Consider the following 26,829-nt stretch of genomic DNA (forward strand, 5'->3'; position numbering starts at 1 on the left):
TTCAAGGCCTCGGCAGTGGAGTCCCCCCATGCTCGACATGACGCAATCCGCCCTCAGCACTTCTTGGCCGCCGGCCGGACCGCGGGTCGAGTCGGTCCTGGGCCAGCCAGCGCAACAGCTGTTCGCCTCCGGCGACCTGGACGAAGCTCGATCCATGGTCGGCCGTGTGATGCGACCGCACCATCTGGGCGTGGTCGGCGCCGTGCAGCGCCTGGATGCCCGCATGCACCACCAGCCCCTGGGCGAGGTCTCTCTGAATCGCCTGCGCTATGGCGCGAACGTCGAGATCCGCCCCGGTCCGCTGGAGGACTTCTTCCTGGTGCAGATGCCGCTATCGGGCTGTGCCCGCATCAGCAGCGGCCCCCAGCAGCTGGATTCGACGCCGGAGGTCGCTTCGGTCGTCAGCCCGGACGACGACTTGGCCATGCGCTGGGCCGACGACAACGATCAGTTCATGCTGCGCGTGGGCCGCTCGCTGCTGGAACGCACCCTGGTGGGCCACCTGGGCTGTGCGCTGGACCGGCCGCTGCGCTTCCAGCTGGGATTTCGCTGGCGCGAATGCCCGGCCTGGCGCTGCCTGATGAGCTATCTGCTGGACTGCTCCACGCAGCACGCGAACCTGGCCGAGCACAAACTCATCGTGCATCAGATGGAACAGCTGGTCGCCGCCACCTTGCTATCGGCCCAGCCCCACAATTACACCGGCGCCCTGCCCGGCCGCCGCGGCGCGGTGCTGCCGCGCCACGTACGCAGTGTCCAGGACTATCTGCAGGCGCATGCGCATGAACCCGTCAGCGCCGAGCAGCTGGCGCGCATCGCCGGCGTCAGCGTGCGCAGCCTGTACGCGGGGTTCAAGGAATTCCTGGGCGTGAGTCCCATGCACTACCTGCGCGACCTGCGCATGGAGCGCGCGCACGCCGAGCTGGTGTCCGGCGAAAGCCGCAACATCGCCGGCGTGGCGCTGCGCTGGGGCTTTGCGCACATGGGGCGCTTCAGCGCCGGCTACAAGGAACGCTATGGCGTAAGCCCCAGCGAGAGCCTGAGGCGGCGCAGCTGAAACAGCGCCGCATCAGGGTCGGGCTGGCGCGGCCGGCTTGGCCTGGGCAGAGGAATCCTGCGCCATGACCTGACGCGCGAGCTGGTTGATCTTGGGAGCGGCCTTCATGGCGCCGTCCTTGTGCTGTGTCAGGAATTGACGCGCGTAGTAGCGCTCGAGTTCGCAGGGATTCGGATTCTTGCCCGTAAAACCCTCGGAAGCCTCTATCAACTTGCCGGCATGCGCCTGCTCGGCCAAGACGCGCTTGCGCATGGCCTGGATTTTTTCCGCTGCGTCCTTGCGCCCTTCCTGGGAGTTCAGGCGCTGAGCGAGCCTGGCGCGCAGCGCGGCCGGGTCTGTCGGCGCGCGCGCCAGGTCCATGCCCAGACTCGCTTGGGCCAGAGCCATGGCCACCATCCCCTGAACCTCGGGCCCATCTGCCGGGTACAGCTTGCAGGCGGCAATGAAGCCCATGTGCGCGACTGCCTTGTCGCCCAGCCATTCCTGGCTGCTGTCGCTACCCATTGGAAAGCCCAAGGAGTTCCGCATGGGTGCCTGCACTTCAAAGCTGCTGCTCGTGTTCTGTGCCGCGGCAAGTCCGCCGCACAAGCACAGCGTCAGCGCCGAAATTGTTCTTTTCATCATTTTCCCCGTGCGCATCTGCTGCGCGAATCCCCACGCCGCATGCTATTCCAACATCGGCCGGATTGATGAGTGAAACCCGAAGCGCCCATGCGGCAGCGGACTTGCAGTTGCATCCCAACAACGCGTGCTTGCCTGGTTCGCCGGCCTCTATGGCGCGGGGTCCGTTTTTCCACGAAACTCGCGCAGAAGAAAGTCCGCCCGTCCGGCGCAGCCCCTGCTAGGAAACGCGATGAAAACACTGAAAAGCAGTCTTCTTCTTTGCGTGTCGCTGGTCATGAGCCCAGCATCTGCCGGGGAGGATGCCGAAATGAAGGCGTTCGAGGCTTCGAGCGCCGCCTTGCGCTCTGGCGAGGCAAACGCCAAGGCCAGGCGCGCGGCCGTGGATGGCTTGTCACCCCGCCTGCAGAAACTCTCGCCAGGCCAGCGGGCCGCCTCGCACATCGCAGCCGCTGGCGCCTGCGCCATCGAGGTTCCAAACGCGGACCTCGATAAACTGTCATCGCTGGCAACGGCGGAAGCGATCCTGGACAAGCCACTCTCTCAGGCGCCCTTGGATGGAAGAAAGCTTGCACTCCTGACGATGGATGCCGTGGGCACCGAAGAAGCGGTCGCGGCGGCAAACAAGCGTCAAGTGCGTCTGGGCAAATTGGCTCAGGCCGAGCGCGACTGGGTGTCCCGGATACGGGTCGAGGTAAAAAAGATCAATCCCAAAGGCGAACCCAGCGACTGCCGCTACCTACGCGCGCAGATCGATGACCTGCTGGAAAAAGCCGACAGCGACGACTCGCTGGTCAAGGCCGAAGTCATCCTGATGGCCGTAGCGGAGATTGAACGGCGGAACAGGTCTGCACGCTGAGCGCCCCGGGCCTACGGCTGTTCAATCCACGGCGCCATCGCGTCCTCCCGGATCCAGAGGCGCCAGCCATGCCGGTAGGCATGCTGCAGATAGGGCCCGCGCAGGATGCGCGGTTCGCTGTCGGAGGACTGCTCCGCGCCCAGCAAGTGCAGGACCTGGGTCCAGTTCGCCAACTCGCCCCTCCCGCCCCGCAACGCCGCGTCCGCGAGTTGCCCGGCCTGTTCCACCGATCCGGCGCGCACCAGGAAGCAGGTGTCCGCGCCATTCGGCCCGCCGTGATAGGGGTCTTCCGATTCATTGCCCCAGCGTATCGCTTCGTACAGATTCATGCCCCGATCCTGTTCAATCCACGGCGGAACGATACCAGCAGACAGGCACCGGGCCGGGACCTTTGCACTGGCGTCGATCGCTTTAGAACGGTATCCCCAGCTTCACATAAAGCTGCGCGCCCTCGGGCCGGTTCTTGACCTTGAAGTCCTGCTGCCACTTGGCGGTGAACAACCAGCCGCGCTCGTTCATGTAGCGCACCGAGGGGCCGATGCCGAAGGCGCGGGCTCGGCCTGCAGCGCTGTTGGGGCCGCTATCGTCCGTGACTTGCTGGAAGGCGTAGCCGCCCATCCCCAGCACCCAGCCCTTGCCCACGCCCCAACCCAGCGCGTAGTCCGCGTGCAGGGCCTGGCCTGAACGCGTGTCGGTGGCGGAATTGGTGAAGTTGAAGTCGTACATCACTTTCAGGTCGGCGTTGAAGCCGTCCGGACTGATCCGGCTCAACGCGAAAACCGGCTGCGCGGTCCAGTAGTTCTTGCCCAGGCTGGACGGGTCCTTGCGGTCGTACTCGCCAGTGGGCGCGTACATATCCAGCCCCACCACGTAATGCAGGCTTTCAGACGGGTGATAGCCCAGCGCCACGCCCAGGGTCATGTCGCCCAGGCCGGTGCTGCGGTTGCGCTGCCCGGCGGCCTTCGCGGTCACGTCCAACAGCGGGGCAATGGCGTGGAAGGCCAGTTGTCCCCCCATGACCTGCTGCTGCGTGACCCAGATCAGGCGTGGCGCCAGCACGTTGACGTCCACCTTGAAGCCGGGGACCGGCACGCGCTCGCCGTCGTTGCCGCGCAGCGTGTCGTAGCGCGCGCCGCCGGCATAGACCAGCATGTGCACGCCGGGCGGCGGCAGCGCGCCCGACATGAAATTCTCCAGGCCGTCCGGATAGATGCCCAGCCCGCCCCCCTCGGTAGCGTGCGCCCCCGCGCCGGCCAGCGCCAATGCCATGGCGCAGCCCAGCCGCCGCAGTTTCAAGTGTCTGCTCATGTTCCGCTCCTGCCCCGGCGGGGCGCTAGGTGTTGCGCGACGAGATAGCCGGAGCCGCCGCCCAGGCCAGGGCCTGGATGGGTGGAGGCTCCGATGTGAAAGAGATTGCAGAGCGGCGTGCGGTGGCCGCGCGCGCCCTGCCCGCCGGCAAAGGGGCGCAGCCAGAAAAACTGGTCGGGCGAACACACGCCTGAGTAGGGATCCCCTCCCACCAGATTGCAGTTCAGGCCTTCCAGATCCGCCGGCGAGTATGCGCGGCGGCCAACGATGCGCCCCGCCAAACCCGGCATCACGCGCTCCAGACGCGCCTGCACGCGGTCGGCCATCGCCTCGCGCAATACCGGATTCCAGCGGCCATCAGGGGGTGCGGCCAACTCGCCCGCAGCGTCGCCTTTGACCCGCGCCGGCAGTTCCTGCATCTGCACCCACAGGATCCAGCCGCCCGCCGGCGCGCGCGAGGGATCGACCGCCACCGGCTGACCGATGGCCAGCGTGGGACGCGCGGGCAGCAGGCCGTTGTTGGCTTCGGTCACCGAGGCACAGACTTGTTCCATGCTTTCGGTCAGATGCACCAGAGGCACGTGGCGCAGTTCCGGCGTCAGCCAGTCCGGCGGCGCGTTCAGGGCGAAATGGATCTGCATGCCTCCACGGCCATAGCGATAACTCGCTGCGCGATCGCGCAGCGCCGGCGCCGCATCAGGCAGCAATTGCCCGTACAACTGGCCTGGCGCCACATTGCAGACCACCGCCTCGGCGGCGCGATACTGGTGTCCGGCGGCCATCACACCGACCGCGCGGCGGCGCCGGCCTTCGCCGCTGGTGATAATGCGGTCGACCTGGGCGCCCGTCTGCAGGCGGCCGCCGTGCCGTTCAATGACGGCGGCCAGCGCATCCACCATGCCGCTGCCGCCGCCCTTGACCACCGGCATGCCGCCTGCCACCACCGCGGCGAAGGTCAGCTTGCCGATCAGCGCTGAGCAGGCATCGTCCGGCCCCAGACCGGTATGCAGCACCCAGGGCGCCATCAGCGCCCGCGCCGCGTCCGATTGCAGGGCGCGTTCGGACCAGCGGCGAAAGCTCTCCATGGAATCGGCGGCGAAGGCGGCCAGGCCGTCCATGCCGCGCTTGCGCCATTCGCCGAACAGCAGCTTGAGCATGCCGGCGCCGTAGGGGTTCTGGCCCAGCAGTCCGAAAGTCAGCGCGGCGTCCTCGCCGAACAGGCGCTGCGCCATGGCGCCGAAGGCCGCGCCGTCGCCGGGCGCCCAGGCATCCAGCCGCCGCGCGCTGTCCGCCACGTCCTGCTTCAAGGCCAGGCCAGAGCCATCCGGCAGCACCAGGCCGGTGGAATACTCGCCCTGCATGAATTCCAGTCCGGCTTCTTGCAGCGCGGGCTTGAGCGCCGCATAGGCCGGGCTGCCCACGAACAGCGGATACCAGCAGGACAGCACGTCGTGGCGATAACCCGGAAACAGTTCCTCGGTGCGGATGCATCCGCCCAATCTGTCGTTGCGTTCCAGCACCAGCACCGACTTGCCGCGCAGCGCCAACAGGGCCGCGCACACAAGCGAATTCATGCCGCTGCCGACAATAATGACCTGCGCCTCTGACTCCAGGGGCATGATGCGCTCCAATGAGATGCGGGCCGCTGGGCCCTGTACGCTGAAAAACCTTGCGCAGCGCCTAGGCGGCGGTCAGCGCGGTAAAGCGCCCGGCATGGAACACCAACGGCGTGGCCGCCACGCTCGCCACGCGCAGCACCCGGCCGAACAGCAGCAGATGGTCGCCCGCGGGGCTTTGCTGATCGTTGGCGCAGACCAGCGTGGCCACGGCCCCCGCGATGGCGGGCACGCCTTCCGGCACATCGTGCACGGGCGCTCCCGCGAACTTGTCCGGTACCGCGGAGCTGGCGAAACGCAGGGCCAATTCTTCCTGGCCGCAGGCCAGCACACTGATGGTGAAGTGGCTGCAATCGCGGAACGCCGCCAGGTTGGGCGAATGGTTCACCAGGCTCCACAGCACCAGCGGCGGATCCAGGGACAATGAGGCGAAGGAGTTGATGGTGAGCCCGACCCGGCGGCCGTCCGGACAGCGCGTGGCCACGATGGCCACGCCGGTCGGGTAGCTGCCGAGCACGCCGCGCAGGACCTTGGGATGCAGATCGGTGCAGCCCCAGTCCAGGGGCAGGCCCGCCGCGCAATCCGCCGTCATGCCGCCGCCCGCGCCGGCTGCGCCGCGATGAACGCTTCGCATGCCGTCGCGTCGCCCCACCAGGGAAACAGCGACGGTGGATGGTTGAAGCCGTTGGCGATGATGCTGGCCAGCGCCGGCGTGTGGTCCGCGGCCTGCAGCAGCTTGAGCAGGTGCGGGGCTGGCGGCAGCAGCATGGAATTGGTCCATTCCACCACCGCGCCGGCGTAGTCCCAGAAGCGCTCGAACGTACGCTGCATCCATTCGGCGGTGAAGCTCGCATCGCCATGCGCGAGGATCGCGTCCAAATAGACGGCGCATGCCTTGGTGGCGTTGTTCGACCCTTGTCCCGTGATCGGGTCGTTGGTCACCACGGCGTCGCCCAGCCCGAACACCAGCCGGCCCGACGGCAAAGTGAGCACGGGCTTGCGCACCGTGGGCGCGAAGCTGCCGGCCAGAATGCCGTTGTCATCGGTCAGTTCCACCGCCGCGCATCTATCCGCCTCCCAGGGCAGATAGGTGCGCAGAATATTGAGGCTTTGAGCCAGGTGCTCTTGCGGCGATTTGACGTCGCGCCAGCAATCCATGGCACCGCCGGGCACCCCCTCGAACACCATGATCTCGCAGGGGCCGCTGTGGGTCAGCGCCGGAAACACGAAGTACTCGCCCACGCCGGGAATCAAGTTGAAGGCGACCCGCGAATGCTCCGGCGCAGGACGCATGCCATGCACATAGGTCAGCGCCAGCGCGCGCTGCGGCCGGTCAAAGCGCGAGCGCAGCGCGTCGCGCTCGAACAACTTGACCACGTCGCCCTTGCCGGCGGCCAGCAGCACCAGGTCGTGCGATGCCGCCAGCAATTCCAGTTCGGCCACGCCGCCGTCCTGGATCAGCAACCGGCCGCCGCGCGCGGCGAACAGTTCCATCCAGGCCGGCATCTTAATGCGCTGGTCCACCGCCTGTGCGGGCCTGTCCAGGCGGGCGACCCAATCGATCAGCTTGTGGCCCGGGCGTTCGGGATGCGGTATCGCCAGGCCTATGCCGTCCACCGTCGGACACTCGGCCTCCCACTGGTTCAAGCCCAGGTCACGTTCGATCTGCAACGAGGCATCGAACATGCATTGGCTGGACATCACCTTGCCGCGGCGGATGTGGTCAGGTTCGCGGTTGGTGACCACGGTCACCTCATAACCCTTGTCCAGCAGTCCCAACCCCAGGGGCAGACCCGCCTGCCCTCCACCCACGATTACAATTCGACGCATGTTTGTTCTCCTTTCGATATGAGCAGGCACTAGGCAGCCAGGCGCGGGATCGCGGGCTTCGCCTGTTCGGGACCCATGGCGGAATAGCCGCCGTCCACCGCGTAATCCGCGCCGGTGACGAAGCTGGCATGGTCTGAAAGCAGGAAGGCGACCACCTCTGCCACTTCCGCCGGATCGCCGGCGCGCCCCAGCAGGTGATAGTCCGCAGCGACGCTATCGGTCTTCGCGCGGTCGCCCTGCGTCAGCTCGTCCATGACGCGTGACCAGGTCCAGCCCGGCGAGACAGAGTTGACACGTATCGCGTCCGCGGCATAGTCCATCGCCAGGCTACGTGTGACCTGCAATAGCGCCGCCTTGGAGACCGGATAAAGCCAGCGCCCGGTCTGCGCGACGCGCGAGGAAATACTGGTGAAATTGACGATGGCGCCGCCGCCTGCGGCAACCAGGTGAGGGTGGACCGCGCGCGCGGCCATCACAGCGCTGACCACATTGACGTCCAGCGCGCGCAACCAATCGGCTCGGCCCGATGCGGCGCCATCGTCCAGATAGGTCGCAGCCAGGTTGACCAGGAAATCGATGCGGCCGAAATGCGCGGCGGCTTCGGCCACGCCGCGCTCGAGCTGCGCGTCGTCCGCAATGTCCACCGGCCAGAACCGCGTGCCTGCGGGATCGACGGCCGCCACGCGCTCGCCGCCGGCGGCGTCGATGTCGAACAGCGCCACCCGCACGCCCTTGGCCCGCAGCACCGCGACCACGCCCGCGCCGATCAGCGTGGCGCCGCCCGTCACAATGGCCACTTTGTTGTCCAGACCCTTCATCGCATCACCTCACCGTTCGCTGATTGAGTGAAGCGAATACTGAAGCCGCGCGCCAACGCCGCGTTAGCCGGATCTGGCCGACGCTATCCGCAAACTGCGCTTATTGAGCGCAAACTTGATCCAGGTCCAGCCGGCGTGTCCGGAAACTGCAGCGCCTGTCCGTTCCTTGCGGCGCCAGCCAGCTTAAGTAGCAGGCCGGTAGCGGCCCGCCTTGCGCGTCTTGCGAGCGTGCTCTTTGATGAGACGCACGAAACGCTGCACCTGGCGGCTGGGACGATCAAAACGCGAACGCACCAGGCTCAGCGATAGCGGGATCGACTCCCTGAGCGGCCGGGTCACCACGCCGGGCCAACCCTGCTCACCGACCGAGAACTCATCGACGATCGCCACGCCCGCGCCGACGCGCACCAGGGCGCAGGCCAGTTCGGCGCGCACGATTTCCACCGCGGCGTTCCAGCTGACGTTGGCGCGCTGGAACGCCGCGGCCACCAACTGCCCAAATGGAATATTGCGGGCGTACAGGATGAGCCTGCATTCGGCCAGTTCGGCCAGGCTGACCGCCGGCTGCGAGGCCAACGGGTGCCCTTGCGGCAGGATGCAGACCATCTCGCCGGTGGCCAGCGGCTCCACCACCAGATTGGGATGGTCTATGGGCAGGACGGACACGGCAAGTTCCGCCTTGCGTCCCAGCAGTTCGTGCGCCATGTCGGACAGCAGCGTGGTGTGGAACTTGAGCCTGACGTTGGGGTACAGCTCGAGGTACTGCGCAATGACCGGCGGCACGAAATTCAGCGCCAGGCTGGGACTGGAGCACAGCGTCAAGGCGCCCTCGGGGCGCTCGGCCAGATCGCGGGCCAGCTCGTCGATACGCACGGCCTCTTCGAACAGCGCCCCCACTTCCTGGAACAGACGCTGCGCTTCGGGAGTGGGAGTGAGCTTGCCCTTGTCGCGTTCGAACAGTTGCAGGCCGAGGCTTTGCTCGGTGTGGGCGATAAGGCGGCTGACCGCGGGCTGCGACACGAACAGCAGCTTGGCGGCGCCATTCATGGACCCGGTCAGCATCACCGCCCGGAACACCTCCATCTGCCTGAGCTTGAAACGCATGGCTAATCCGATAATCGTTTGTTATATCCCCTGGCCAACTTAGCATAACCGCGGCAATCAGGCATTTATTAGCATTCCAGATGGCTCCTGGCGCACATTCCAGGATGATTCGATAAAGGGAATGCATGACACTGACTGTAGGATTCGTCGGCCTGGGCATGATGGGCCTGCCCATGCTGGACAACCTCGCCCGCGGCGAGGAGCGCTTCAACATCCTGGCCTATGACCGCGACCCCACAAGACTGGAGCGCCTGGCCGGACACCCAGCCTGGAACAAGACGCTAAAGCCGGCCGCCAGCCTGCAGGCGCTGGCCGATTGCGACGTAGTCATTACCATGCTGCCCGATAGCGCCGTCACCAATGCAGTGATCGAGGGCGAAACCGGACTGGCGAGCGTGATGCGCGCCGGTTCCGTGCTGCTGGACATGGGGTCGTCCAACCCCGCCGAGACGCTGCGCCTGGCTCCGCTCCTGCGTGAAGCCGGCGTTACGCTCATCGACGCGCCCGTATCGGGCGCGGTGGCCAAGGCGGCCTCCGGCACGCTGGCCATCATGGTGGGCGCCGACAAAGACGGCCTGGAGCGCGTGCGCCCCCTGCTCTCGCGCATGGGCGCCTCGCTCATCCACACAGGCGCCGTGGGCTCCGCGCACGCCATGAAGGCGCTGAACAACTACGTCTACGCGGCTGGCCTGCTGGCTGCCAGCGAGGCGCTGCTGATCGCCCGCGGCATGAATCTGGACCTGGACGTTTTCACCGAAGTGCTCAACGCCTCCAGCGGCCGCAATGTGGCCACCGAAACCAAGCTGCGGCAGTTCATCGTGCCCGGCACCTACAACGGCGGCTTCGCCCTGGCGCTGATGGCCAAGGACCTGCGCACCGCCGATGCGCTGCAGACGCTGGCAGGCGTGTCGGCCTCGCAGTTATCGCTGTGCACGGCGCTGTGGCAGCGCGCGCTCCAGGACATGCCCGCGGGCGTGGACAACACCGAGATCCACCGCTACCTGGAACGGCTGCAGGCGCCGGCGCCGGCCTGAAGCGGCGGCTGCCTGCAACGACGACAACGACAACGACATTCCACAGGAGACAACGATGAAACTATCCGCCGCCGCGCTTGCGCTGGCTCTCGGGCTGGGCGCGGCGCCGCTGCCCGCTGGCGCCGCGAGCTACCCCGACCATCCCATCCGCATGGTCGTGCCCTTCCCTCCGGGCAGCATCACCGACGTGGTGGCTCGCAGCCTGGGCAAAGCCATGGCCGAAGACCTGGGCCAGCCCATGGTGGTGGAAAACAAGCCCGGCGCCAACGGCATCATCGGCACACACGATGTGGCCCGCGCCAAGGCCGACGGCTACACGCTGGTGGTAGTGGGCGTCTCCACGGCGGCCAGCGGCGTCAGCCTGTTCAAGGACTTGCCCTACAACCCCGCGACCGATCTCACTCCCATCGGCGCGGTCGCCGAAACGCCCTACCTGCTGGTGGGTTCGCCCCGCATGCCCGGCACCAAGGTATCGGATCTGTTTGCCTATGGCGCCCAGCATCCGGGCAAGCTGACCTATGCCTATGGCTCGGGCAGCGCGCAGGTGTTCGGCGCCAAGCTGGCGGCCATGGGCAAGATCAACGTCACCCCGGTCCCCTACCGTGGCGGTCCGCAGGCGCTCACCGACGTCATCGGCGGCACCGTCGACCTCACCTTCACCGACCTGGCCAACGGCCTGCAGCAGGCGCGCGCCGGCAAGGTCAAGACCTACGGCGTCAGCACCCCGGAACGCTTTCCATTGGCCCCGGACATCCCCACGCTTAACGAGACCGGCGCGCCCGGTTTCGACTTGACGGTGTGGTTCGGCCTGATGGGCCCGGCCGCGCTGCCCGCGCCCGTGGTCGAGCGCCTGTCGCAATCGCTGGGCAAGGCCTTGGCCAGCGAGGAACTCAGGCAGACGTATGCCCGCCAGGGCCTCACCGTCAAACAGCAGACCCCGGCTGAATTCGGCGGTTTCGTACGCGCCGAGATCGACAAATGGGCGGCCATCGTCAAGGAAACCGGCATTCCGCCGCAATGACCTATCCCTTTCAACCGTTATCAGGAACTTCCCGCATGTCGCTGATCGATATCCGCAAACGTTGCCTCATTGTCGAGACCACCTTCCACGAGAACGGTCCGGCGCCCGAACGGCCATTGAAGCTGGCCGCCTCCTGCGCCGTCATTCGCAACCCCTATGCCGGCCGCTACGAGCCGGACCTCATGCCCTTCATGGCCGAACTGCGCACCCTGGGCACGCTGCTGGCGACCGAACTCGTCGACACGCTGGGCGGCAAGGAGAATATCGAGGTGTACAGCAAGGCCGCCATCGTCGGACTGGACGGCGAAATGGAGCATGGCGCGGTCTGGCACGAGGCCGGCGGCTGGGCCATGCGCAGCGTGCTCGGCGAGCCGCGCGCCATGGTTCCCGCCGTCAAGGCCGTGGCGGTGGCCGGCTACCGCATGATGGTGCCGGTGCACTACATCCACGCTTCGTATGTGCGCAGCCACTTCAACAGCATCGAGATCGGCATCCAGGATGCGCCACGCTCCAACGAGATCCTGTTCGCGCTGGTCATGGGCACCGGCGGCCGCGTGCATTCGCGCCTGGGCGGCTTGACCAAGGAAGCGGTCACCGTGCACGACGGGCAGCGCTGAGTCCGCGCCGCGCCTAGGCGCCCGGGATCGTCAGCGACAGGCCGGCCCGGTCGGCCACGTTGCAGATGTGGGCGCGCATGGCCCGGCGCGCGGCTTCGGCGGAACCCGTGGCCAGCGCGTCGATGATGGCTGCATGCTCGCGTATCGGCTCACGCACGCGCGCGGGGTCTGCGAACGCCACCTGGCGGCTGCCATCGACCACCTCGGCGATATTCTCGGCCAGGTCCAGCAACATGGGACTGCCGGCGATTTCGTACAGGCAGGCGTGGAAGGCGCGGTCCCCTTCCGACATCGCCACGAGGTCGCCGGCGTCAGCAGCCTGCTCCATGTGCGTAATGGTGGCCCGCAGGCGGGCGAGCCCCGCCTGCGTGACGACGCCCGCCGCCAGGCCGGCGGCCAGTTCCTCCAGCTGGTTGCGCACCAGGTAGACATCGCGCAAGGCATAGCGGCCCTGGAAGCGCCAGCGGCCGTAGGCGCTGCCCAGGCCTTTTTCCCCGGGCCGGGCGATGAACACGCCGCGGCCCGCTTCGCTACGCAGCAAGCCCAGCCCTTCCAGCATGGTGATGGCCTCGCGCAATGAAGCGCGGCTCACGCCGAGCTCTTCGGCCAGCTGGCGTTGCCCAGGCAGCTTGCCGGCTTCCGCCCAGTCGCGCTGGCGGAGGCGGGCCTGCAACTGCTGGGCTATGTGTTCGACGGTGTTCATCGCGGAATTCTCAAGGCATGGGCGCGCTGCGGCCGCCCCGGTTGGCGTTGACAGCCATATACTGCCTGGGCATTATGACATTCAACTGGTCTGACCGGTTAGGATAACGCCGTACTGCAAAGCGCCCCGGCACGCCCGCGGCCCCACGCCCTTTCTTGCTCAAATCGCCGCTCATGACCGATCTCTACGACCGATTTGCCCGCGCCGTCGACGCCATGGCCCGACTGGCCGACTACCCCTATTCCGAACGCCGCCAGGCCTGGCTCGACCGCCTGCGCGTCAACCTGCCCGAACTGGCCGTGCTGGACACACTTGCGCCGGACACGGAGCTGGGCTATCTGGCGCCGCCGCCGGCCGCGCCGGCCGAACGATTGCCCGCGGCCCAGGCCGGCCGGGGCGTCGCCGTATCGCGGCATGCGCGCGGCATCGCCGCCATCGCGCGCGAATGCCGCGAGGACCCGACGCGCGCGGCCGATGCCGCCAAGGCCGCGCTGGCAGCGGCGCGCCAGCAGGCCGGCCTGAATGCCTTCATCAGCCTGTCCGACACGCCGGCGCTGGACGGCGCCGCCGCAGCCGCCGCGCGCAAGCTGCGCGAAGGCGCGGCCATGCCGTTGATGGGCGTGCCAATCGCCGTCAAGGACCTGATGCAGGTCGCGGGCTTTCCCCAGACCAACGGCAGCGGCGGACTGAAGCCGCCGCCCGCCCTGCGCGATGCGCTGGCGGTGGCACGGCTGCGCGAGGCCGGCGCCCTGGTTGTGGGCACCGCCAATCTGCATGAACTGGCCTACGGGATCACCAGCGAAAACCCCCACTACGGCTGGGTGGGCAACCCGCGCGAGCCGGGCTACACCGCCGGCGGTTCCAGCGGCGGCTCGGCCGCGGCGGTGGCTGCCGGCATCGTACGCCTGGCAGTGGGCACCGACACCGCCGGCTCCATCCGCATACCCGCCGCCTGCTGCGGCGTGGTGGGCTTCAAGCCCACCTTCGACGCCATTCCGCGCGACGGCGCCCAGGCGCTGGGCGCGAGCCTGGACCACCTGGGGCCCATCGCCGCCAGCGTGGCGGACGCCGCCCTGGCCTATTCGATCATGTCGGGCCAGGCCGAACGAACCGTCAGCGCCGGCGCGCTCACGGGCCTGCGCGTGGGCGTGCCGCGCAATTATTTCTACGACCCGCTGGCGGAAGACGTGGCGCAGGCGGTCAACCGCGCACTAGCCCTGATGCAGGCCGACGGCGCCACGCTGGTCCCCCTGGACCTGCCCGGCGTCGAACACAGCGCGGCGCTGCAGTTCGCCACCCTCTGCAGCGAAGCCACTGACCTGCACTGGCGCCGGTTGGTCGACCAACCCGAGACCCTGGGCGACGACGTGCGCGTGCGCCTTGAGATCGGCCAGTTCTTCCCGGCCGCCTGGTACGCGCGGGCGCAACGCGGCCGCGCCGCGCTGGCGCGCATGTTCGACCAGGCGATGCAGTCGGTGGATGTGCTGGTCACCCCCACGCTGCGCATCGAACCGCCGCGCTCTGGCGCGGGCGCGGTGTCCCTGGCCGGCCGCGAAGTGCCGCTGCACACGGCCGTCACCGGGCTGACCATGCCCTTCAACCTCACCGGCATGCCTGCGTTGACGCTGCCTTGCGGCAATGGCCGCAATGGCCTGCCGCTGGGCCTGCAGATCGCTGGCGCGCGCGGCGCCGACTGGCGCGTGCTGAACACGGCCGCCCGCATGGAGAATCTGCTGGCCGCGTAAGGCCTTGCGGCCCGGGCCGGCTCTTGCGGGCACGGGCCTGGGCTTGCATGCTGGAAACCCCTAACTGGTCAGACCGGTACTACAGGATTACAAACAAGCAGACTTCCCGCCCGCCGACGCTTCGCCCGCGCGAGTGGCGGCATCGCCGCAGATCCTTTCCAAAAGGAAACCACGATGAAACTGCTCCGCTTAGCCGCAGCCGTATCCGCGGTCGTTCTTGCCTCTGCCGCTCATGGCGCCGATCCTGTCGTCATCGGTGTCAGCATCGCGCAATCTCCGCCCGGCTCGGTGGTGCAAGGCACCCAGGTGAAAGACGGGGTGGAAATCATCGCCAAGATGATCAACGACAAGGGCGGCGTGCTGGGCCGGCCGCTGAAGATCGTCTATGAAGACAACCAGGGCATTCCGGAAAAGGGCCGCGCGGCAGCCGAGAAATTGATCTCGCGCGACAAGGTCGTGGCCGTGACGGGTGGACACCAGAGCTCGGTCTGCCTGGCAGAGATCGAAGTCGCGCACCGCTACAAGGTGCCCTACGTCAACACCAATTGCTGGTCGGACGATGTGCGCGCCAAGGGCTATCCGGAAGTCTTCAATCCGGCCAACTACAACACCCGCGTCTCCAGCGCCATGGCTGACACCATCGCCGCGCTGAAGGTCAAAAGCGTGGTGGCCTTTGCCGAGAACACCGACTACGGCATCGGCCAGGCCAAGCTGCTGGGCGAATTCCTGAAGAAGGCCGCGCCGCAGACCCAATATAAATACGTGGCGCTGGACCGGGCCGGCAAGGATTTCACGCCGGCCGTGCTCCCCTTGCGCGGCAGTCCGCCGGATCTGGTGGTCAACATCATGTTGCCGCCGGCGGCCTACATCCTGATGAATCAGCTGTATGAACAGGGCGTGGCGCCCAGCGCCAAGACCTGGTTCTACGACGGCGCCGGCATCGCCGACTATCCCGACTTCTGGAAGAACGTGAAGGAAGCTGGCAAGTACATGCTGGCCTTTGGCCTGTATCACCCGCAGATGCCCATGCCGCAACTCGGCATGGACGTGGCCGCCACCTACCAGAAGCAGGCCAAGACCGAGCCCAACCGCCTTATCTTCCAGGCCGCGGATTCGGTGCTGCTGATTGCGCGCGCCATCGAAGAGGCCAAGTCCACCGACAGCGCCGCCATCATCAAAGCGCTGCAGGGCATGCAGTTCGAAGGCGTGCGCGGCAAGTTCGGCTTTTCTCAACAGCCGGGCTACACCTACCAGCAATGGGTCGACATCCCCTACGTCACCTACCAGTTGACCGAAGTGGACCAGCCCCTGAGCAAGACCACGCTGATCCAGGCTAGCGGGCAGCCGCTGCAGGTCGACAAGCTGATCAAGCCTGCCAAGTAACGGTGCTCCCACGCCGCGCCTTCGGCTTGCAGCCCCCCGAGGGGACGCTTTTTGCCTTGGGGCGGCCCGGCGGCAACAAGAACCGGATCGCCTCCACGGCATGACCGCAACACGCCGGGGCCTGGCCCCGGCGCCAGGGAGAATCGAGTGCTGGCATTGGACTTGTTCGTCAATGGCCTGATCATCGGCCTGTACTACGCGCTGATGGCGGTCGGCTTGACCATGATCTTCGGCATCCTGAAGGTCGTGAACTTTGCCCACGGCGAGTTCTACATGATCGGGGCCTACACATACACCTTGGTCTCGCTGGCCCTGGGCGTGCCGCCCTGGCTGGCGCTGCCGGTGGCTGCGGCGGCCGGGGCGCTCCTGGGCTGGGCCACGGAACGCTGGCTGATGCGCCCGCTGTATGCGGGCTACGGTTCCTGGGGCCTGATGAAGGATGAATACGCGGTGGTGGTCACTTTCGGCCTGTCGCTGCTGCTCATCAACCTGGTCGACAAGGTCGTGGGCCCCTACCCCATGCGCGGCCCGGCGCTCTCGGACGTGACGCGCATGGCGGTCGGACCCTTCATGATGAGCGGCCAGAAGCTGATCACCGCCGGCCTGTCCATCGTGCTGCTGGTGGCGCTGGCGCTCTTCATCAAGCGCTCGCTGTGGGGCCGGCAGGTGCAGGCGGTGGCGCAGAACCGGCTGGGCGCATCCATCGCCGGCATCGACACGGCGCGCGCCAGCAGCATCATCTTCATGGCTTCCGGCGTGCTGGCGGCGCTGGCCGGCGCGCTGCTCGCGCCAGTCATCAACCCCGCGCCGGACGTGGGCGCGTTTCCGGCGATCAAATCCTATGTGATCGTCGTCATCGGAGGCATGGGCTCGATCCCGGGCAGTATCGTGGCCGCGCTTGCGCTGGGCGTGCTGGAGAGCTTCGGCGCGGTCTACCTGTCGTATGACTACCGCGACACCTTCGGGTTGGCGCTCCTGATCCTGATCCTGCTGTTCCGGCCCAAGGGCCTGTTCGGCGAACGCGCGCGGGAGGTCTGACCATGGAACCGCTAGCCCATCCCAACCTGCTCGCCAACAAGCTGACCCAGGAAATGCGGTTGTCGCTTGTGTTCCTGGCCGTGCTGGCGCTACTGCCCCTGGGCGTGTCCTCACCGTACTGGCTGGGCGTGCTGATCGTCAGCATGTACTTCGCGATGCTGGCCTGCGGCTGGAACCTGCTGGCCGGCTACGCGGGGCAGTTCTCGCTGGCGCCGGCCGCCTTTGCCATGCTGGGCGGCTACACCACCGGCCTGCTCGCTTTCCATTGGGGCGTGCCCCTGTGGCTGGGGCTGCCGCTGTCGGCCGTGCTGCCGGGATTGGTCGGACTGGCACTGGGCCGCATCGTCCTGCGGCTGTCCGGCCCCTATCTGGCGTTGACCACCCTGTCCTTCGCCGAGATCGTGCGCCTGGTGATCTACAACTCCATCGATTTCACTCGCGGCGACCAGGGCCTGCACGTGCCCGCGCTGCTGGAAAGCCGGGTGGGCAATTACTACCTGTTCCTGGCCGCGCTGGCGGCAATCACGCTGCTGATCTACCTGCTGCTGCGGGCGCGGCCCGGCCGTTTCCTGCAGGCCATCCGCGACGATGAGATCGGCGCCGCCAGCCGAGGCATCGACGTGGTGCGCTACAAGACGCTGGCCTTCCTGATCAGTTGCGCCATCTGCGGCTTCGCCGGCGGCCTGTATGGCACCTTCGCGCAACTGGTCAGCCCGGAACTGGGTATCGTGACGCAGACCGGCATGGTCATCGCCATGGTCGTAATAGGCGGCATGGGCACGCTGGTCGGACCGCTGCTGGGAGCGGTGCTGGTGTATGTCGCCTCCGAATTGCTGCGCGACGCGGGCAATATCCAGATGATCGTCTTCGCGCTGCTGGTAATCATCTTCGCGCGCTTCTTCCGCGAAGGGTTGTGGGGACTGGCGCGCCGCGCCGCCCTGCGCCGCTCGGCCGGCGCCAACGCCAGCGCCAGGGGGGCCTGATGCCATTGCTGCAGATCTCCGGAATACAAAAACGCTTCGGCGGACTGCTCGCCGTGAACGGCGCGGGCATGGACGTTGCCGACGGCGAGCTGCTGGGGCTGATAGGCCCCAACGGCTCCGGCAAGACCACCCTGCTCAACGTCCTGTCCGGCCACCTCGCGGCGGACGCGGGCGAGGTGCGCCTGGATGGTCGCAGCGTCATGGGTCTGAACCCCACCCAGCTGACCCGGCTGGGTGTGCTGCGCATGTTCCAGATGACCCGCGTCTTCAATCGCGTCAGCGCCTACGACAACCTGATCGTGTGCGGACTGGCCATGGGCCTGGCCGAGGCAGCCGCCAGCCGGCGCGCGCTGGAACTGCTGAACGAATTGAAGCTTGCGCACGTCATGCACCTGGACGCCGGGCAACTGTCGGGCGGGCAGAAAAAGCTGCTGGAGTTCGGCGCCTGCTTCATGGTGCCGCCGCGCATCGCATTGCTGGACGAGCCTTTCGCCGCGGTCCACCCGGTCATGAAGGAAACCATGTCGGAATTCATCCGCCGCCGCAACCAGAGCGGCCAGGCGTTCATCCTGGTCAGCCATGACATGCCGGTGGTGGTGGACCTGTGCCCGCGTTCGGTGTGCATGAACGCCGGCCGGGTGCTGGCCGATGGCCCGACGCAAGAGGTGCTGCGCGCGCCCGAGGTGATCGAGGCCTATCTTGGCGAAGAGGGACAAGAGGAGCACAACCATGCCTGACTCGCTGCTGGCCATGGAAGGCGTCACCGCCGGCTACATGGGCGACATCGACGTGCTGCGCAACGTCTCGCTCACGGTCCAGGCCGGTCGCATCAGCGGCCTGATCGGCCTGAACGGCGCGGGCAAGTCCACGTTGATGAAGGCGATCTGCGGCTTCCTGCGGCCGAAGTCCGGCCGCGTGACGCGCGCCGGGCGCGACATCTCGGGCCAACCGCCGCACCGCATGATCGACGACGGCCTTTGGTACATTCCGCAGGAATCCAGTCTCTTTCCCTACCTGACGGTGGAGGAGAATCTGCGCCTGCCGCTGGAGGGCCGGCGCAAGCGCTACGGCGGCGTCCTGGAAGCGCGCTACTCGGATACGCTGGAGCGCTTCCCGGTGCTCAAGCAAAAGCTCAAGGACCAGGCCGGCAACCTGTCGGGCGGCCAGCAAAAGTCGCTGGAGTTCGCCAAGGCCTACATGGTGCAGCCGGAAGTCTGCCTGATCGACGAACCCAGCATCGGGCTGGCGCCGCGCGTGGCGGCCGAGGTGTTCCAGTGGATCCGCGCATTCGCCGACGCAGGCATGGGCATCCTGCTGGTGGACCACAACGTACGCCGGGTCGTGTCCATGTCCAACCACATCTACGTGCTGAGCCTGGGCGAAATCACCGCCTCCGGCTCACCCGAGGACTTCGCCGGCGACCTGCACGAACAGGTGCGCGAATGGCTGGGGATCAACTTCTGATGAGTGCCCGGATCCTGACCGCGCAACCGCTGACCGCCGCCGCCTTTGCGCCTTATGGCGAGGTCATCAGCAGCGCAGGCCGCGCGGGCCGCGCCATCAACGCCGGTACTTCGCTGCGCGTCGAAATGGGCGATCCCGACATCCTGGACGCGGGCGGCCGCCCATCGCTCTCGGTTTTCCGCGCGCAGGCGATCGCCCTGCCTTTTGCCGCGCGCATGCTGGAACGCCACCGGCTGGGCAGCCAGACCTTCCTGCCGCTGGCCGGCACCCGGTATGTGGTACTGGTCGCGTTGGGCGCGGACGCGCCCGACCTGGCGACGCTGCAAGCTTTTATGGCGGGCGCTGGCATGGGCATCACGCTGCGCAGGGACGTCTGGCATCACCCCCTGATGGCGCTGGCCGAGGGTGAGTTCGCCGTGCTGGAACGCGCAGGCCCCGCGGTGGATTGCGAAATCGTGGACCTGCCGAACGCGCCCTGGACGATACAGGCCGCCTGAACTAGGCCGCGCGCCGCCAGACGCTGGCCAGCCAGGGCTGCTGCTCGCGCGGCAGGCCGGACGGCCGGTAGTAGTGCTCGAGTTCCTCGAAGCCGGCGGCGGTCATCAGCGCGCGCCAACCGTCCAGGTCGTGGTAGGCGCCATAGCGTCCGCGGTTCCAGCCTTCCTGGTTGCCACCCCGCGGATTGGAGCTGAACAGCACGCCACGCGGCCGCAGCGCGCCGCGCAACGCCTGCAGCACCTGGGGCAACTCCTGGCCGGGCACGTGGAACAGGGCGGCATTGGCATAGATACCGTCAAATCGTTCCGACGGCAGCGCCAGACGCAGGAAGTCCTGCTGCCAGACTTCGCAGCCGCTGGCCTGCCGCGCCATCTCGACAAAGCGCGGCGTGCCGTCCAGGCCCACTGGCCGGTGCCCCAGGGCGGCGAAGGTCTTGAGGTCGCGACCCGGCCCGCATCCGAAGTCCAGGATGTCATAGGGAGGGTCGCCTTCGATATGGCGCAAGAGCGCCGCGATGTTCTGGCTGACGTCGTGATCGCGCGTGCCGGCCTCGAACGACTCGGCGTTCTCTTGGTAGTGCGCGAGAGTCAGGGAACTGATCTTGGCGAGATCGTCGGCGTCGAGTTTCATCGTTGCTGCGACATCCGGCGCCACCGGGAATACGCGCCGCATGCGGCGCGCAATCCCGGCACGTCGGACGCCCGGCCTCAGGCCGCCAGGCGCCCTTCGATGCTGGCCTTGGTGGCCGGCAGGTCGTCAGGCAAGCCCTGCTTCAACTGGGCGAACAGTTCCTGGTGCAGCGCCAGTTCGTCGCGCCATGCTGCGGCATCCACGGACATGACCTGCTCGAACTTGTCCGGGCTGAATTCCAGGCCCGTCCAATCGATGTCCTGGTAGCTCGGGGAAATGCCGAACACCTGGTCCACGCCCTTGGACTGGCCGTCGATGCGACCCAGCATCCAGCGCAGCACGCGCATGTTGTCGCCAAAGCCGGGCCAGACGAACTTGCCGTCCGGGCCCTTGCGGAACCAGTTGACGCAGTAGATGCGCGGCAGGGTGGCCCCAGCGGCTTCCAGTTGCTTGCCCAACTTCAGCCAGTGGCTGAAGTAGTCGCTCATGTTGTAGCCGCAGAACGGCAGCATGGCGAAGGGATCGCGGCGCACCACGCCCTGCTGGCCTGCCGCCGCGGCGGTGGTTTCGGAGCCCATGGTGGCAGCCATGTAGACACCTTCGACCCAGTTGCGGGCTTCGGTGACCAGCGGCACGGTGGTGGAACGGCGACCGCCGAAGATGAAGGCGTCGATGACCACGCCTTGCGGGTTTTCCCATTCGGGGTCGATGGACGGGCATTGCGCGGCCGGCGCGGTAAAGCGCGCATTCGGGTGCGCGGCCTTGCGGCCGGTTTCGCGCGCGATGGCGGGCGTCCAGTCCTGGCCCTGCCAGTCGATCAGGTGCGCCGGCGGCTCGTCCGTCATGCCTTCCCACCAGACGTCGCCGTCATCGGTGAGCGCCACGTTGGTGAAAATGACGTTGGCCTTGAGCGTGGCCATGGCGTTGAAGTTGGTCTGCTCGCTGGTGCCGGGGGCCACGCCGAAATAGCCGGCTTCCGGGTTGATGGCATGCAGGCGGCCGTCCTTGCCCGGCTTGATCCAGGCGATGTCGTCGCCGATGGTCGTGACCTTCCAGCCGTCCATGCCTTGGGGCGGGATCAGCATGGCGAAGTTGGTCTTGCCGCAGGCGGAGGGGAACGCCGCCGCCACGTGATACTTGCGGCCCTTGGGCGAGGTCACGCCCAGAATGAGCATGTGCTCGGCCAGCCAGCCCTGGTCGCGGCCCATGGTGGACGCGATGCGCAGTGCGAAGCATTTCTTGCCCAGCAGCGCGTTGCCGCCATAGCCCGAGCCGAAGCTCCAGATCTCGCGGGTCTTGGGGAAATGAACGATGTACTTGGTCGGGTTGCAAGGCCAGGGCACGTCGGCCTCGCCCTGCGCCAGCGGCTTGCCCACGGAATGCACACAGGGCACGAAGTCGCCGTCGGCGCCGAGCACGTCGTATACCTGCTTGCCCATGCGCGTCATGATGCGCATATTCACGGCCACGTACGGGCTGTCGGACAGTTCCACGCCGATGTGGGCGATGTCCGAACCCAGGGGTCCCATCGAGAACGGCACCACGTACAGCGTGCGACCGCGCATGGCGCCGTCGAACAGGCCGTTGAGCGTTTCGCGCATGGCGGCGGGCTCGGCCCAGTTGTTGGTCGGACCGGCGTCTTCGGCGCGGTCGGAACAAATGAAGGTGCGGTCCTCCACGCGGGCGACGTCGGAAGGATCCGAGCACGCCAGGAAGGAATTAGGCCGCTTGGCGGGGTTCAGCCTGCGCATGGTCCCCGACTGGACCATCTGCTCGCACAGCCGGTCGTATTCTTCCTGGGAACCGTCGCACCACACGACCTGGTCAGGCTTGGCCAGCGCCACGAAGCTGGCGACCCAGTCGATCAGGCCGCGGTGCTTCACGTAGGCAGGCACATTCAAGGCTGCCAATCCCCCATCCAAAGGCTTATTCATCGGGGTTCATCTCCATACTAGTAAGGCTAATGGTGATACGGCCCCAATTGGCATGGGGCCGTATCAATTTGCGCCATCATACTTGCAGCGGCGGGTTGCCCGTCAACCCATCCTCTTGGACGACATTGTCACCGGTTGAGACGCGTCAGAGGTAGCTGCCATCGCGCAGCTCGCGACGGATGATCTTGCCGGTCGCGGTGGTCGGCAAACTGGTTACAAAACGGATTGCGCGCGGATACTCATGGGCCGCCAGGCGCTTGCGCACGTGGGCCTGCAGGTCCTTCACCAGCGCGTCATCGCCTTCATATCCTTCGTTCAGTACCACATAGGCCATCACGATCTCGGTGCGCTGGGCGTCCGGCACGCCCACCACCGCCGCCATGCGCACCGCCGGGTGGCCGATCAGGCAATCCTCGATGGGGCCCGGGCCGATGCGATAGCCTGCGCTGGTGATGACGTCGTCGTTGCGGCCGACGAAGCGGATGAAACCCTGCGCATCGCGCACGCCCTGGTCGCCAGTCAGCAGGTAGTCGCCCGCGAATTTTTCGGCGGTGGCTTCGGGGTTGTTCCAGTAGCCCAGGAACATCACGGGATCGGGCCGCAGTACGCCGATATTGCCTTCCTGTCCATCCGCCACTTCGACGCCCCGGTCATCCACAATAGCAACGCGATGGCCGGGCGCGGCGCGGCCGATGGCGCCGATGCAGGGGTCGAACAGGGACGAGCAGGACGACACCAGCATGTTGCACTCGGTCTGGCCGTAGAACTCGTTGATGGTCACGCCCAGCACGCGCCGGCCCCAGTCGATGAGTTCCGCCCCCAGCGACTCGCCGCCGCTGGCGACCGAGCGCAGCGCCAGCCCCCCCGCTCCGGCCGGCAGTTCGGTCCCGCGCATCATCTTCAGGGCCGTGGGCGGCAGGAAGGTGTGCGTCACGCCGTGGCGCGCCATCAGCTCGAAGGCGCTGGCGCCATCGAATTTCTCGAAGCGGCGCGCCAGCACCGGCACCCCGTGGTGCCAGGCCGGCAGCAGCACGTCCAGCAAGCCGCCGATCCAGGCCCAGTCGGCCGGCGTCCACATCAGCGCGGCGTTCTCCGGGAAGAACTCGTGCGACATTTCCACGCCCGGCAGGTGGCCCAGCAATACCCGGTGCGCGTGCAGCGCGCCTTTCGGTTTGCCTGTGGTGCCCGAGGTATAGATGATGACGGCCGGGTCGTCGGCCGCCGTCGCCACCGGCGTGTAGTCGGCCGATTCGGCCGCCAGGGCGGCATGAAAAGGCACTGCGCCGTCCGGGCAGTCCTCGTCGATGCAGTACACGACCTTCAGGTCGGGCAGGCTGGCTCGGATCTCGCGCAGCTTGCGGCAACCGTCGGCGTCGGTCACCAGGGCGGCCGCGCCGCTGTTGGCCAGGCGGTACTGGATGGCGTCCACGCCGAACAGCGTGAACAGCGGCACCGCCACCGCGCCCATCTTGTACACCGCGATATGAGTGACCGCCGTCTCGGGCGCCTGCGGCAGGTAGACGGCCACGCGGTCGCCACGCTTGACGCCGTGGCGTTCCAGGCTGTGCGCCAGGCGGTTGGACAGCGCCTTGATCTCATCGAAGGTATAGCGCGACTGCGCGCCGTCGCTCTTTTCGTAGATCAGCGCCAGGCGGCCGCTGCCATCGGCCCACTTGTCGCAGGCGTCGACGCCGATGTTGTAGGACTCAGGCACCTGCCATTGGAACTGGGACGCTAGCTGCGTGTAGGAATCGGCTCTGGACAGCATGGTTTGTCTCTGATGTTGTTGTCGAACGCGCCGGCGCCAGGCGCCGGCGATGTAACGTCTTGCCTCAAACTTGACCCTGGCTCAATAATAAGCCCCGCCCACTCGCAGCCCCCTTCCCCGCCGCATGGAAAAAGCCGCCACCGTCCCGATGCGCCGCCCGCCGGCAAGCGCCAAATCCGAACAGCGCATCCGCGACATCCTGCGCGTTGCCCGCCAGGTCTTTTCCGAAGCGGGCTTCCAGGCGGCCACCACCACCGAAATCGCGCAGCGCCTGGGCGTGTCCGAAGCCACGGTATTCACCTACTTTGGCGGCAAGCGCGAACTCTGCGTACGGGTGATCAGCGACTGGTACGACGAAATCATCGCCAAGGTCGAGGACAGCCTGCCCCACGTGCATGGCGCCCGGGCCCAGCTGCATTATCTGGTGCACGCGCATTTGCGCCACCTGTTGGCGGAAGGGACCGGCCTGTGCGCCTTCATCCTGTCGGAAGGGCGCGCGCGCAATGACGATTTCGGCGAGGTCTACGCCGGCCTGCAGCGCCGCTACACCGCGCCCCTGATGCGCATCCTGGCCCAGGGCCAGGCCGATGGCGACATACGCCGCGACATGCCGCTGCGGCTGCTGCGCTCGGCGGTCTACGGGCCGATGGAGCACGTGCTGTGGGACGCCATCCTGCGCGGCGCCCGGGTGGACGTGACGGCTACCGCCGACCAGCTGGTCGGCTTTCTGTGGCAGGCGCTGCAACCGCCCGCGCAGGACGCGCTGGCGCTGGCCCGGTTCCGCGGAGAGGTGCGGGACGCCCTGCATAGGCTTCAATTGTCGGAAAACAAGGACGGCGGCTCGTACTGAGGAAAGCCGTTGTAGGTTTCTCCCCGCTCCGCGGGCGGCAAGGTCCAGGAATGGCGGGCGTTGGGCACGCCGCCATCCACGCGGATGACGCTGCCGTTGATGAAGGCGGCCGCTGGCGACAGCAGGAACACCACCGCCGCCGCCAGCTCGGCCTCGGTACCGAAGCGTTGCAGCGGCACTTTGGTCCTGAGTTCACGCAGCACGGCGCGGTAGGCATCGTCGTAGCTGTCCATGCCGCTGGACGCGATCCAGCCCGGCGCCACGGCGTTGACCCGCACGCCGGCGTGGGCCCATTCGCAGGCGGCGGTTTCGGTCAGGTTCCAGACCCCGGCGCGCGCCGCGCCGGAATGCCCCATGCCCGGCATGCCGCCCCAGATGTCGGCCAGCATGTTCACAATGGCGCCGCCGTGCTGGCGCATGTGCTGGGTATAGACCTCTCGCGACATCAGGAACGTGCCGTGCAGATTGTTCTGCACCACGGCGTTCCAGCCGTTGGAGCTGATGCGTTCCAGCGGCGCGGGAAATTGTCCGCCCGCGCAATTGAACAGGCCGTCGATGGCGCCATGCCGCGCCAGCGCTTCGGCGACCGCGCCGCGCACCCCGGCCTCATCGCGAATGTCGCAGGCATGCAGGCTGATGCGCCCGGCGGCCTCGGGATAGATCCGCGCGATTTCATCCTGCGCCGCCTGCAGTTTCTCCGGCTTGCGTCCGACCAGCGCCAGGCTCGCGCCTAGTGATGCAAGCTCATGCGCGGTGCAGCGGCCCAGACCGCTGCCGCCGCCCGTCACAAGTATGGTCTTGCCTTCGTACAGTCCGGGTCGGAACACCGACGCATAGCGCTGGGAGGCCGCCGCGGCAGCCCTGTTCTGGCTCATGTCTCACTCCATTATTTTTTTGAGGATAACTCAATACTTATCCGATTTGGGTGTGGCCGGACAGGAAATTTCGCCCTAGAATCGATCGACAGTCGCTTTGCCTTTATTGAGCCTGAATCAAGAAAACTGGAGACCAGGAATGGACACGCCTGCCCCGCTGGATATCGCCCACGACGGCCCCATCGCCCGCCTGACGCTGAACCGCCCGGACATGCGCAACGCGTTCGACGACACGCTGATCGCCGCCCTGACCGGCGCCGTGCAGGCGGCGGTGGAAGATCCCGCCGTGCGCGTACTGCTGCTGACCGGCGCTGGCAAGGCGTTTTGCGCCGGCGGCGACCTGAACTGGATGCGCAAGATGGCCACGCTGACTGACGCCGAGAATCGCGCCGACGCCGCAAAACTGGCTCGTATGCTGCACACGATCTGGTCTTGCCCCAAGCCGGTCGTGGCCTGCGTCAACGGCGACGCCTATGCCGGCGGCATGGGCCTGGTGTCGGCCTGCGACATCGCCATCGCCGCGGACAGCGCGCACTTCTGCCTGTCCGAAACACGGCTGGGACTCTTGCCCGCCACCATCAGCCCCTATGTGCTGCGCGCCATGGGCGAGCGCGCGGCCAACCGCTATTTCCTGACCGCCGAACGCTTCGACGCCGCAACCGCTTTCCGGTTGGGCCTGGTGCATGACGTCGCGCCACTGGCCGACCTGCCCCGTCACGCCGAGGCCTTGTGCCTCGCCCTTTGCGACAACGGCCCTGGCGCGGTGCAGGCCAGCAAAAGGCTGGTGCGCGACTTCGCCGGCCAGGACATCGACGCCGCACTCATCGCCGATACGGTGGAACGCATCGCGGCCGTGCGCAGCACGGACGAAGCCCGCGAAGGCGTCAGCGCTTTCCTGGAAAAACGCGACCCTGCCTGGCGCGCGAAGCGCTAGGCGTCCAGCCGTTCGGCCAGGAAATCCGCGAAGGCCTGAATGCGCGCATGCCATAATTCCCTGCGCAATTTCAGGAAGTCTCATGCCACACGCTTTTCCTCCCCTGAACGCCGAGCGCCTCTGGGCCCGCGTCGAAACC

The 26,829-nt window shown here is 67.1% G+C and carries 28 protein-coding genes; 15 read left to right on the plus strand and 13 right to left on the minus strand.

All coding sequences use genetic code 11. The features are described 5' to 3' along the window. Positions 1 to 28 precede the first annotated feature (28 nt). The gene (locus tag VCS63_RS29155; RefSeq protein ID WP_323881865.1) at positions 29 to 1,057 is read left to right on the plus strand and encodes an AraC family transcriptional regulator; all 1,029 of its coding nucleotides are present in this window, start codon (positions 29 to 31) and stop codon (positions 1,055 to 1,057) included. 12 nt (positions 1,058 to 1,069) lie between these two features. On the opposite strand, the gene VCS63_RS29160 is transcribed toward VCS63_RS29155, so the two are convergent. Continuing rightward, positions 1,070 to 1,585: a hypothetical protein gene (locus VCS63_RS29160; protein ID WP_164794830.1), complete on the minus strand. Its 516-nt coding sequence runs from the start codon at positions 1,583 to 1,585 to the stop codon at positions 1,070 to 1,072. On the opposite strand from VCS63_RS29160, the gene VCS63_RS29165 reads away from it, so the two are divergent. Further along, the gene (locus VCS63_RS29165; protein WP_308024046.1) at positions 1,584 to 1,754 is read left to right on the plus strand and encodes a hypothetical protein; all 171 of its coding nucleotides are present in this window, start codon (positions 1,584 to 1,586) and stop codon (positions 1,752 to 1,754) included. The two genes, VCS63_RS29160 and VCS63_RS29165, sit on opposite strands and share 2 nt — an antisense overlap. 156 nt (positions 1,755 to 1,910) lie before the next feature. Next, positions 1,911 to 2,537 carry a hypothetical protein gene (locus tag VCS63_RS29170; RefSeq protein WP_313380172.1) on the plus strand — a complete coding sequence of 209 codons (627 nt, stop codon included), beginning with the start codon at positions 1,911 to 1,913 and terminating at the stop codon, positions 2,535 to 2,537. 11 nt (positions 2,538 to 2,548) lie between these two features. On the opposite strand, the gene VCS63_RS29175 is transcribed toward VCS63_RS29170, so the two are convergent. The 7 genes from VCS63_RS29175 to VCS63_RS29205 form a co-directional block, all read right to left on the minus strand. Further along, a complete protein-coding gene (locus VCS63_RS29175) occupies positions 2,549 to 2,866 on the minus strand; it encodes a hypothetical protein (protein WP_164794827.1) in 318 nt (105 codons plus the stop codon). Positions 2,867 to 2,948: 82 nt separating this feature from the next. After that, positions 2,949 to 3,845 (minus strand): SphA family protein, encoded by an 897-nt coding sequence (locus VCS63_RS29180; protein WP_253637349.1) that lies wholly within the window; start codon positions 3,843 to 3,845, stop codon positions 2,949 to 2,951. Next, positions 3,842 to 5,464, minus strand: coding sequence for a phytoene desaturase family protein (locus tag VCS63_RS29185; protein WP_149064829.1), 1,623 nt, complete (start codon positions 5,462 to 5,464; stop codon positions 3,842 to 3,844). Before VCS63_RS29185 ends, VCS63_RS29180 begins: the two co-directional genes overlap by 4 nt. A gap of 61 nt (positions 5,465 to 5,525) precedes the next feature. After that, the gene (locus tag VCS63_RS29190; protein WP_042796940.1) at positions 5,526 to 6,053 is read right to left on the minus strand and encodes a flavin reductase family protein; all 528 of its coding nucleotides are present in this window, start codon (positions 6,051 to 6,053) and stop codon (positions 5,526 to 5,528) included. Further along, positions 6,050 to 7,291 carry a styrene monooxygenase/indole monooxygenase family protein gene (locus VCS63_RS29195; protein ID WP_323881869.1) on the minus strand — a complete coding sequence of 414 codons (1,242 nt, stop codon included), beginning with the start codon at positions 7,289 to 7,291 and terminating at the stop codon, positions 6,050 to 6,052. The genes VCS63_RS29190 and VCS63_RS29195 overlap by 4 nt, the downstream gene beginning before the upstream one ends. A gap of 29 nt (positions 7,292 to 7,320) precedes the next feature. Continuing rightward, complete coding sequence (locus tag VCS63_RS29200) at positions 7,321 to 8,109, minus strand: SDR family oxidoreductase (RefSeq protein WP_063962193.1); 789 nt, start codon at positions 8,107 to 8,109, stop codon at positions 7,321 to 7,323. Positions 8,110 to 8,292: 183 nt separating this feature from the next. Further along, positions 8,293 to 9,213 carry a LysR family transcriptional regulator gene (locus tag VCS63_RS29205; RefSeq protein ID WP_323881870.1) on the minus strand — a complete coding sequence of 307 codons (921 nt, stop codon included), beginning with the start codon at positions 9,211 to 9,213 and terminating at the stop codon, positions 8,293 to 8,295. A gap of 125 nt (positions 9,214 to 9,338) precedes the next feature. On the opposite strand from VCS63_RS29205, the gene VCS63_RS29210 reads away from it, so the two are divergent. From VCS63_RS29210 to VCS63_RS29220, 3 genes are read left to right on the plus strand one after another with little or no spacing between them, the layout of a single operon-like run. After that, positions 9,339 to 10,247: an NAD(P)-dependent oxidoreductase gene (locus VCS63_RS29210; protein WP_042793060.1), complete on the plus strand. Its 909-nt coding sequence runs from the start codon at positions 9,339 to 9,341 to the stop codon at positions 10,245 to 10,247. Positions 10,248 to 10,302: 55 nt separating this feature from the next. After that, positions 10,303 to 11,268, plus strand: coding sequence for a tripartite tricarboxylate transporter substrate binding protein (locus VCS63_RS29215; protein ID WP_323881872.1), 966 nt, complete (start codon positions 10,303 to 10,305; stop codon positions 11,266 to 11,268). A gap of 35 nt (positions 11,269 to 11,303) precedes the next feature. Further along, on the plus strand, positions 11,304 to 11,885 hold the full coding sequence (locus tag VCS63_RS29220) for an amino acid synthesis family protein (RefSeq protein WP_042793058.1): 582 nt from the start codon (positions 11,304 to 11,306) through the stop codon (positions 11,883 to 11,885). A 13-nt stretch (positions 11,886 to 11,898) separates the two neighbouring features. Here the strand turns inward: VCS63_RS29220 and VCS63_RS29225 are convergent, their stop codons facing one another. Continuing rightward, the gene (locus VCS63_RS29225; protein WP_042793057.1) at positions 11,899 to 12,588 is read right to left on the minus strand and encodes a FadR/GntR family transcriptional regulator; all 690 of its coding nucleotides are present in this window, start codon (positions 12,586 to 12,588) and stop codon (positions 11,899 to 11,901) included. A gap of 173 nt (positions 12,589 to 12,761) precedes the next feature. On the opposite strand from VCS63_RS29225, the gene VCS63_RS29230 reads away from it, so the two are divergent. The 7 genes from VCS63_RS29230 (at position 12,762) to VCS63_RS29260 (ending at position 19,698) form a co-directional block, all read left to right on the plus strand. Further along, positions 12,762 to 14,333: an amidase gene (locus VCS63_RS29230; protein ID WP_063962189.1), complete on the plus strand. Its 1,572-nt coding sequence runs from the start codon at positions 12,762 to 12,764 to the stop codon at positions 14,331 to 14,333. A gap of 174 nt (positions 14,334 to 14,507) precedes the next feature. After that, positions 14,508 to 15,716 carry an ABC transporter substrate-binding protein gene (locus tag VCS63_RS29235; protein WP_042793056.1) on the plus strand — a complete coding sequence of 403 codons (1,209 nt, stop codon included), beginning with the start codon at positions 14,508 to 14,510 and terminating at the stop codon, positions 15,714 to 15,716. Between the two features lie 147 nt (positions 15,717 to 15,863). Further along, positions 15,864 to 16,754, plus strand: a complete 891-nt coding sequence (locus tag VCS63_RS29240) for a branched-chain amino acid ABC transporter permease (RefSeq protein WP_082884742.1) — start codon at positions 15,864 to 15,866, stop codon at positions 16,752 to 16,754. Between the two features lie 2 nt (positions 16,755 to 16,756). Further along, positions 16,757 to 17,737 carry a branched-chain amino acid ABC transporter permease gene (locus tag VCS63_RS29245; RefSeq protein WP_042793055.1) on the plus strand — a complete coding sequence of 327 codons (981 nt, stop codon included), beginning with the start codon at positions 16,757 to 16,759 and terminating at the stop codon, positions 17,735 to 17,737. Then, positions 17,737 to 18,474, plus strand: a complete 738-nt coding sequence (locus tag VCS63_RS29250) for an ABC transporter ATP-binding protein (protein WP_042796938.1) — start codon at positions 17,737 to 17,739, stop codon at positions 18,472 to 18,474. The genes VCS63_RS29245 and VCS63_RS29250 overlap by 1 nt, the downstream gene beginning before the upstream one ends. Continuing rightward, the gene (locus VCS63_RS29255; RefSeq protein WP_042793054.1) at positions 18,467 to 19,201 is read left to right on the plus strand and encodes an ABC transporter ATP-binding protein; all 735 of its coding nucleotides are present in this window, start codon (positions 18,467 to 18,469) and stop codon (positions 19,199 to 19,201) included. Before VCS63_RS29250 ends, VCS63_RS29255 begins: the two co-directional genes overlap by 8 nt. After that, the gene (locus VCS63_RS29260) at positions 19,201 to 19,698 is read left to right on the plus strand and encodes an ureidoglycolate lyase (RefSeq protein ID WP_323881875.1); all 498 of its coding nucleotides are present in this window, start codon (positions 19,201 to 19,203) and stop codon (positions 19,696 to 19,698) included. Before VCS63_RS29255 ends, VCS63_RS29260 begins: the two co-directional genes overlap by 1 nt. 1 nt (position 19,699) lies before the next feature. On the opposite strand, the gene VCS63_RS29265 is transcribed toward VCS63_RS29260, so the two are convergent. The 3 genes from VCS63_RS29265 to VCS63_RS29275 all read right to left on the minus strand — a co-directional run bounded on the left by VCS63_RS29265 (position 19,700) and on the right by VCS63_RS29275 (position 24,031). Then, entirely contained in the window at positions 19,700 to 20,329 is a 630-nt protein-coding gene (locus VCS63_RS29265; RefSeq protein ID WP_063642712.1) for a class I SAM-dependent DNA methyltransferase, read from the minus strand. 77 nt (positions 20,330 to 20,406) lie between these two features. Continuing rightward, entirely contained in the window at positions 20,407 to 22,263 is a 1,857-nt protein-coding gene (locus VCS63_RS29270; RefSeq protein WP_042793051.1) for a phosphoenolpyruvate carboxykinase (GTP), read from the minus strand. A gap of 145 nt (positions 22,264 to 22,408) precedes the next feature. Further along, a complete protein-coding gene (locus VCS63_RS29275) occupies positions 22,409 to 24,031 on the minus strand; it encodes an acyl-CoA synthetase (protein ID WP_323881878.1) in 1,623 nt (540 codons plus the stop codon). 124 nt (positions 24,032 to 24,155) lie between these two features. On the opposite strand from VCS63_RS29275, the gene VCS63_RS29280 reads away from it, so the two are divergent. Continuing rightward, positions 24,156 to 24,881, plus strand: coding sequence for a TetR/AcrR family transcriptional regulator (locus VCS63_RS29280; RefSeq protein ID WP_112965316.1), 726 nt, complete (start codon positions 24,156 to 24,158; stop codon positions 24,879 to 24,881). Here VCS63_RS29280 and VCS63_RS29285 read toward each other — a convergent pair. Beyond that, the gene (locus VCS63_RS29285) at positions 24,845 to 25,756 is read right to left on the minus strand and encodes an SDR family oxidoreductase (protein WP_042793049.1); all 912 of its coding nucleotides are present in this window, start codon (positions 25,754 to 25,756) and stop codon (positions 24,845 to 24,847) included. The two genes, VCS63_RS29280 and VCS63_RS29285, sit on opposite strands and share 37 nt — an antisense overlap. Positions 25,757 to 25,895: 139 nt before the next feature. On the opposite strand from VCS63_RS29285, the gene VCS63_RS29290 reads away from it, so the two are divergent. Continuing rightward, a complete protein-coding gene (locus tag VCS63_RS29290; RefSeq protein WP_323881881.1) occupies positions 25,896 to 26,690 on the plus strand; it encodes an enoyl-CoA hydratase/isomerase family protein in 795 nt (264 codons plus the stop codon). The last annotated feature ends 139 nt before the right edge of the window (positions 26,691 to 26,829 follow it).

It is taken from the genome of Achromobacter sp. D10 (assembly GCF_035282245.1).
Lineage (GTDB): Bacteria > Pseudomonadota > Gammaproteobacteria > Burkholderiales > Burkholderiaceae_B > Achromobacter > Achromobacter insolitus.

Excerpts from the sequence above, each read along its gene's own strand:
- VCS63_RS29180 (WP_253637349.1), bottom strand. The coding sequence starts at position 3,845 with ATGAGCAGACACTTGAAACTGCGGCGGCTGGGCTGCGCCATGGCATTG.
- VCS63_RS29280 (WP_112965316.1), top strand. The coding sequence starts at position 24,156 with ATGGAAAAAGCCGCCACCGTCCCGATGCGCCGCCCGCCGGCAAGCGCC.
- VCS63_RS29265 (WP_063642712.1), bottom strand. The coding sequence starts at position 20,329 with ATGAAACTCGACGCCGACGATCTCGCCAAGATCAGTTCCCTGACTCTC.
- VCS63_RS29200 (WP_063962193.1), bottom strand. The coding sequence starts at position 8,109 with ATGAAGGGTCTGGACAACAAAGTGGCCATTGTGACGGGCGGCGCCACG.
- VCS63_RS29190 (WP_042796940.1), bottom strand. The coding sequence starts at position 6,053 with ATGACGGCGGATTGCGCGGCGGGCCTGCCCCTGGACTGGGGCTGCACC.
- VCS63_RS29220 (WP_042793058.1), top strand. The coding sequence starts at position 11,304 with ATGTCGCTGATCGATATCCGCAAACGTTGCCTCATTGTCGAGACCACC.
- VCS63_RS29275 (WP_323881878.1), bottom strand. The coding sequence starts at position 24,031 with ATGCTGTCCAGAGCCGATTCCTACACGCAGCTAGCGTCCCAGTTCCAA.
- VCS63_RS29165 (WP_308024046.1), top strand. The coding sequence starts at position 1,584 with ATGGGTGCCTGCACTTCAAAGCTGCTGCTCGTGTTCTGTGCCGCGGCA.
- VCS63_RS29255 (WP_042793054.1), top strand. The coding sequence starts at position 18,467 with ATGCCTGACTCGCTGCTGGCCATGGAAGGCGTCACCGCCGGCTACATG.
- VCS63_RS29225 (WP_042793057.1), bottom strand. The coding sequence starts at position 12,588 with ATGAACACCGTCGAACACATAGCCCAGCAGTTGCAGGCCCGCCTCCGC.
- VCS63_RS29270 (WP_042793051.1), bottom strand. The coding sequence starts at position 22,263 with ATGAATAAGCCTTTGGATGGGGGATTGGCAGCCTTGAATGTGCCTGCC.
- VCS63_RS29230 (WP_063962189.1), top strand. The coding sequence starts at position 12,762 with ATGACCGATCTCTACGACCGATTTGCCCGCGCCGTCGACGCCATGGCC.
- VCS63_RS29155 (WP_323881865.1), top strand. The coding sequence starts at position 29 with ATGCTCGACATGACGCAATCCGCCCTCAGCACTTCTTGGCCGCCGGCC.
- VCS63_RS29205 (WP_323881870.1), bottom strand. The coding sequence starts at position 9,213 with ATGCGTTTCAAGCTCAGGCAGATGGAGGTGTTCCGGGCGGTGATGCTG.
- VCS63_RS29160 (WP_164794830.1), bottom strand. The coding sequence starts at position 1,585 with ATGCGGAACTCCTTGGGCTTTCCAATGGGTAGCGACAGCAGCCAGGAA.
- VCS63_RS29175 (WP_164794827.1), bottom strand. The coding sequence starts at position 2,866 with ATGAATCTGTACGAAGCGATACGCTGGGGCAATGAATCGGAAGACCCC.
- VCS63_RS29250 (WP_042796938.1), top strand. The coding sequence starts at position 17,737 with ATGCCATTGCTGCAGATCTCCGGAATACAAAAACGCTTCGGCGGACTG.
- VCS63_RS29235 (WP_042793056.1), top strand. The coding sequence starts at position 14,508 with ATGAAACTGCTCCGCTTAGCCGCAGCCGTATCCGCGGTCGTTCTTGCC.
- VCS63_RS29170 (WP_313380172.1), top strand. The coding sequence starts at position 1,911 with ATGAAAACACTGAAAAGCAGTCTTCTTCTTTGCGTGTCGCTGGTCATG.
- VCS63_RS29245 (WP_042793055.1), top strand. The coding sequence starts at position 16,757 with ATGGAACCGCTAGCCCATCCCAACCTGCTCGCCAACAAGCTGACCCAG.
- VCS63_RS29260 (WP_323881875.1), top strand. The coding sequence starts at position 19,201 with ATGAGTGCCCGGATCCTGACCGCGCAACCGCTGACCGCCGCCGCCTTT.
- VCS63_RS29210 (WP_042793060.1), top strand. The coding sequence starts at position 9,339 with ATGACACTGACTGTAGGATTCGTCGGCCTGGGCATGATGGGCCTGCCC.
- VCS63_RS29215 (WP_323881872.1), top strand. The coding sequence starts at position 10,303 with ATGAAACTATCCGCCGCCGCGCTTGCGCTGGCTCTCGGGCTGGGCGCG.
- VCS63_RS29285 (WP_042793049.1), bottom strand. The coding sequence starts at position 25,756 with ATGAGCCAGAACAGGGCTGCCGCGGCGGCCTCCCAGCGCTATGCGTCG.
- VCS63_RS29290 (WP_323881881.1), top strand. The coding sequence starts at position 25,896 with ATGGACACGCCTGCCCCGCTGGATATCGCCCACGACGGCCCCATCGCC.
- VCS63_RS29185 (WP_149064829.1), bottom strand. The coding sequence starts at position 5,464 with ATGCCCCTGGAGTCAGAGGCGCAGGTCATTATTGTCGGCAGCGGCATG.
- VCS63_RS29195 (WP_323881869.1), bottom strand. The coding sequence starts at position 7,291 with ATGCGTCGAATTGTAATCGTGGGTGGAGGGCAGGCGGGTCTGCCCCTG.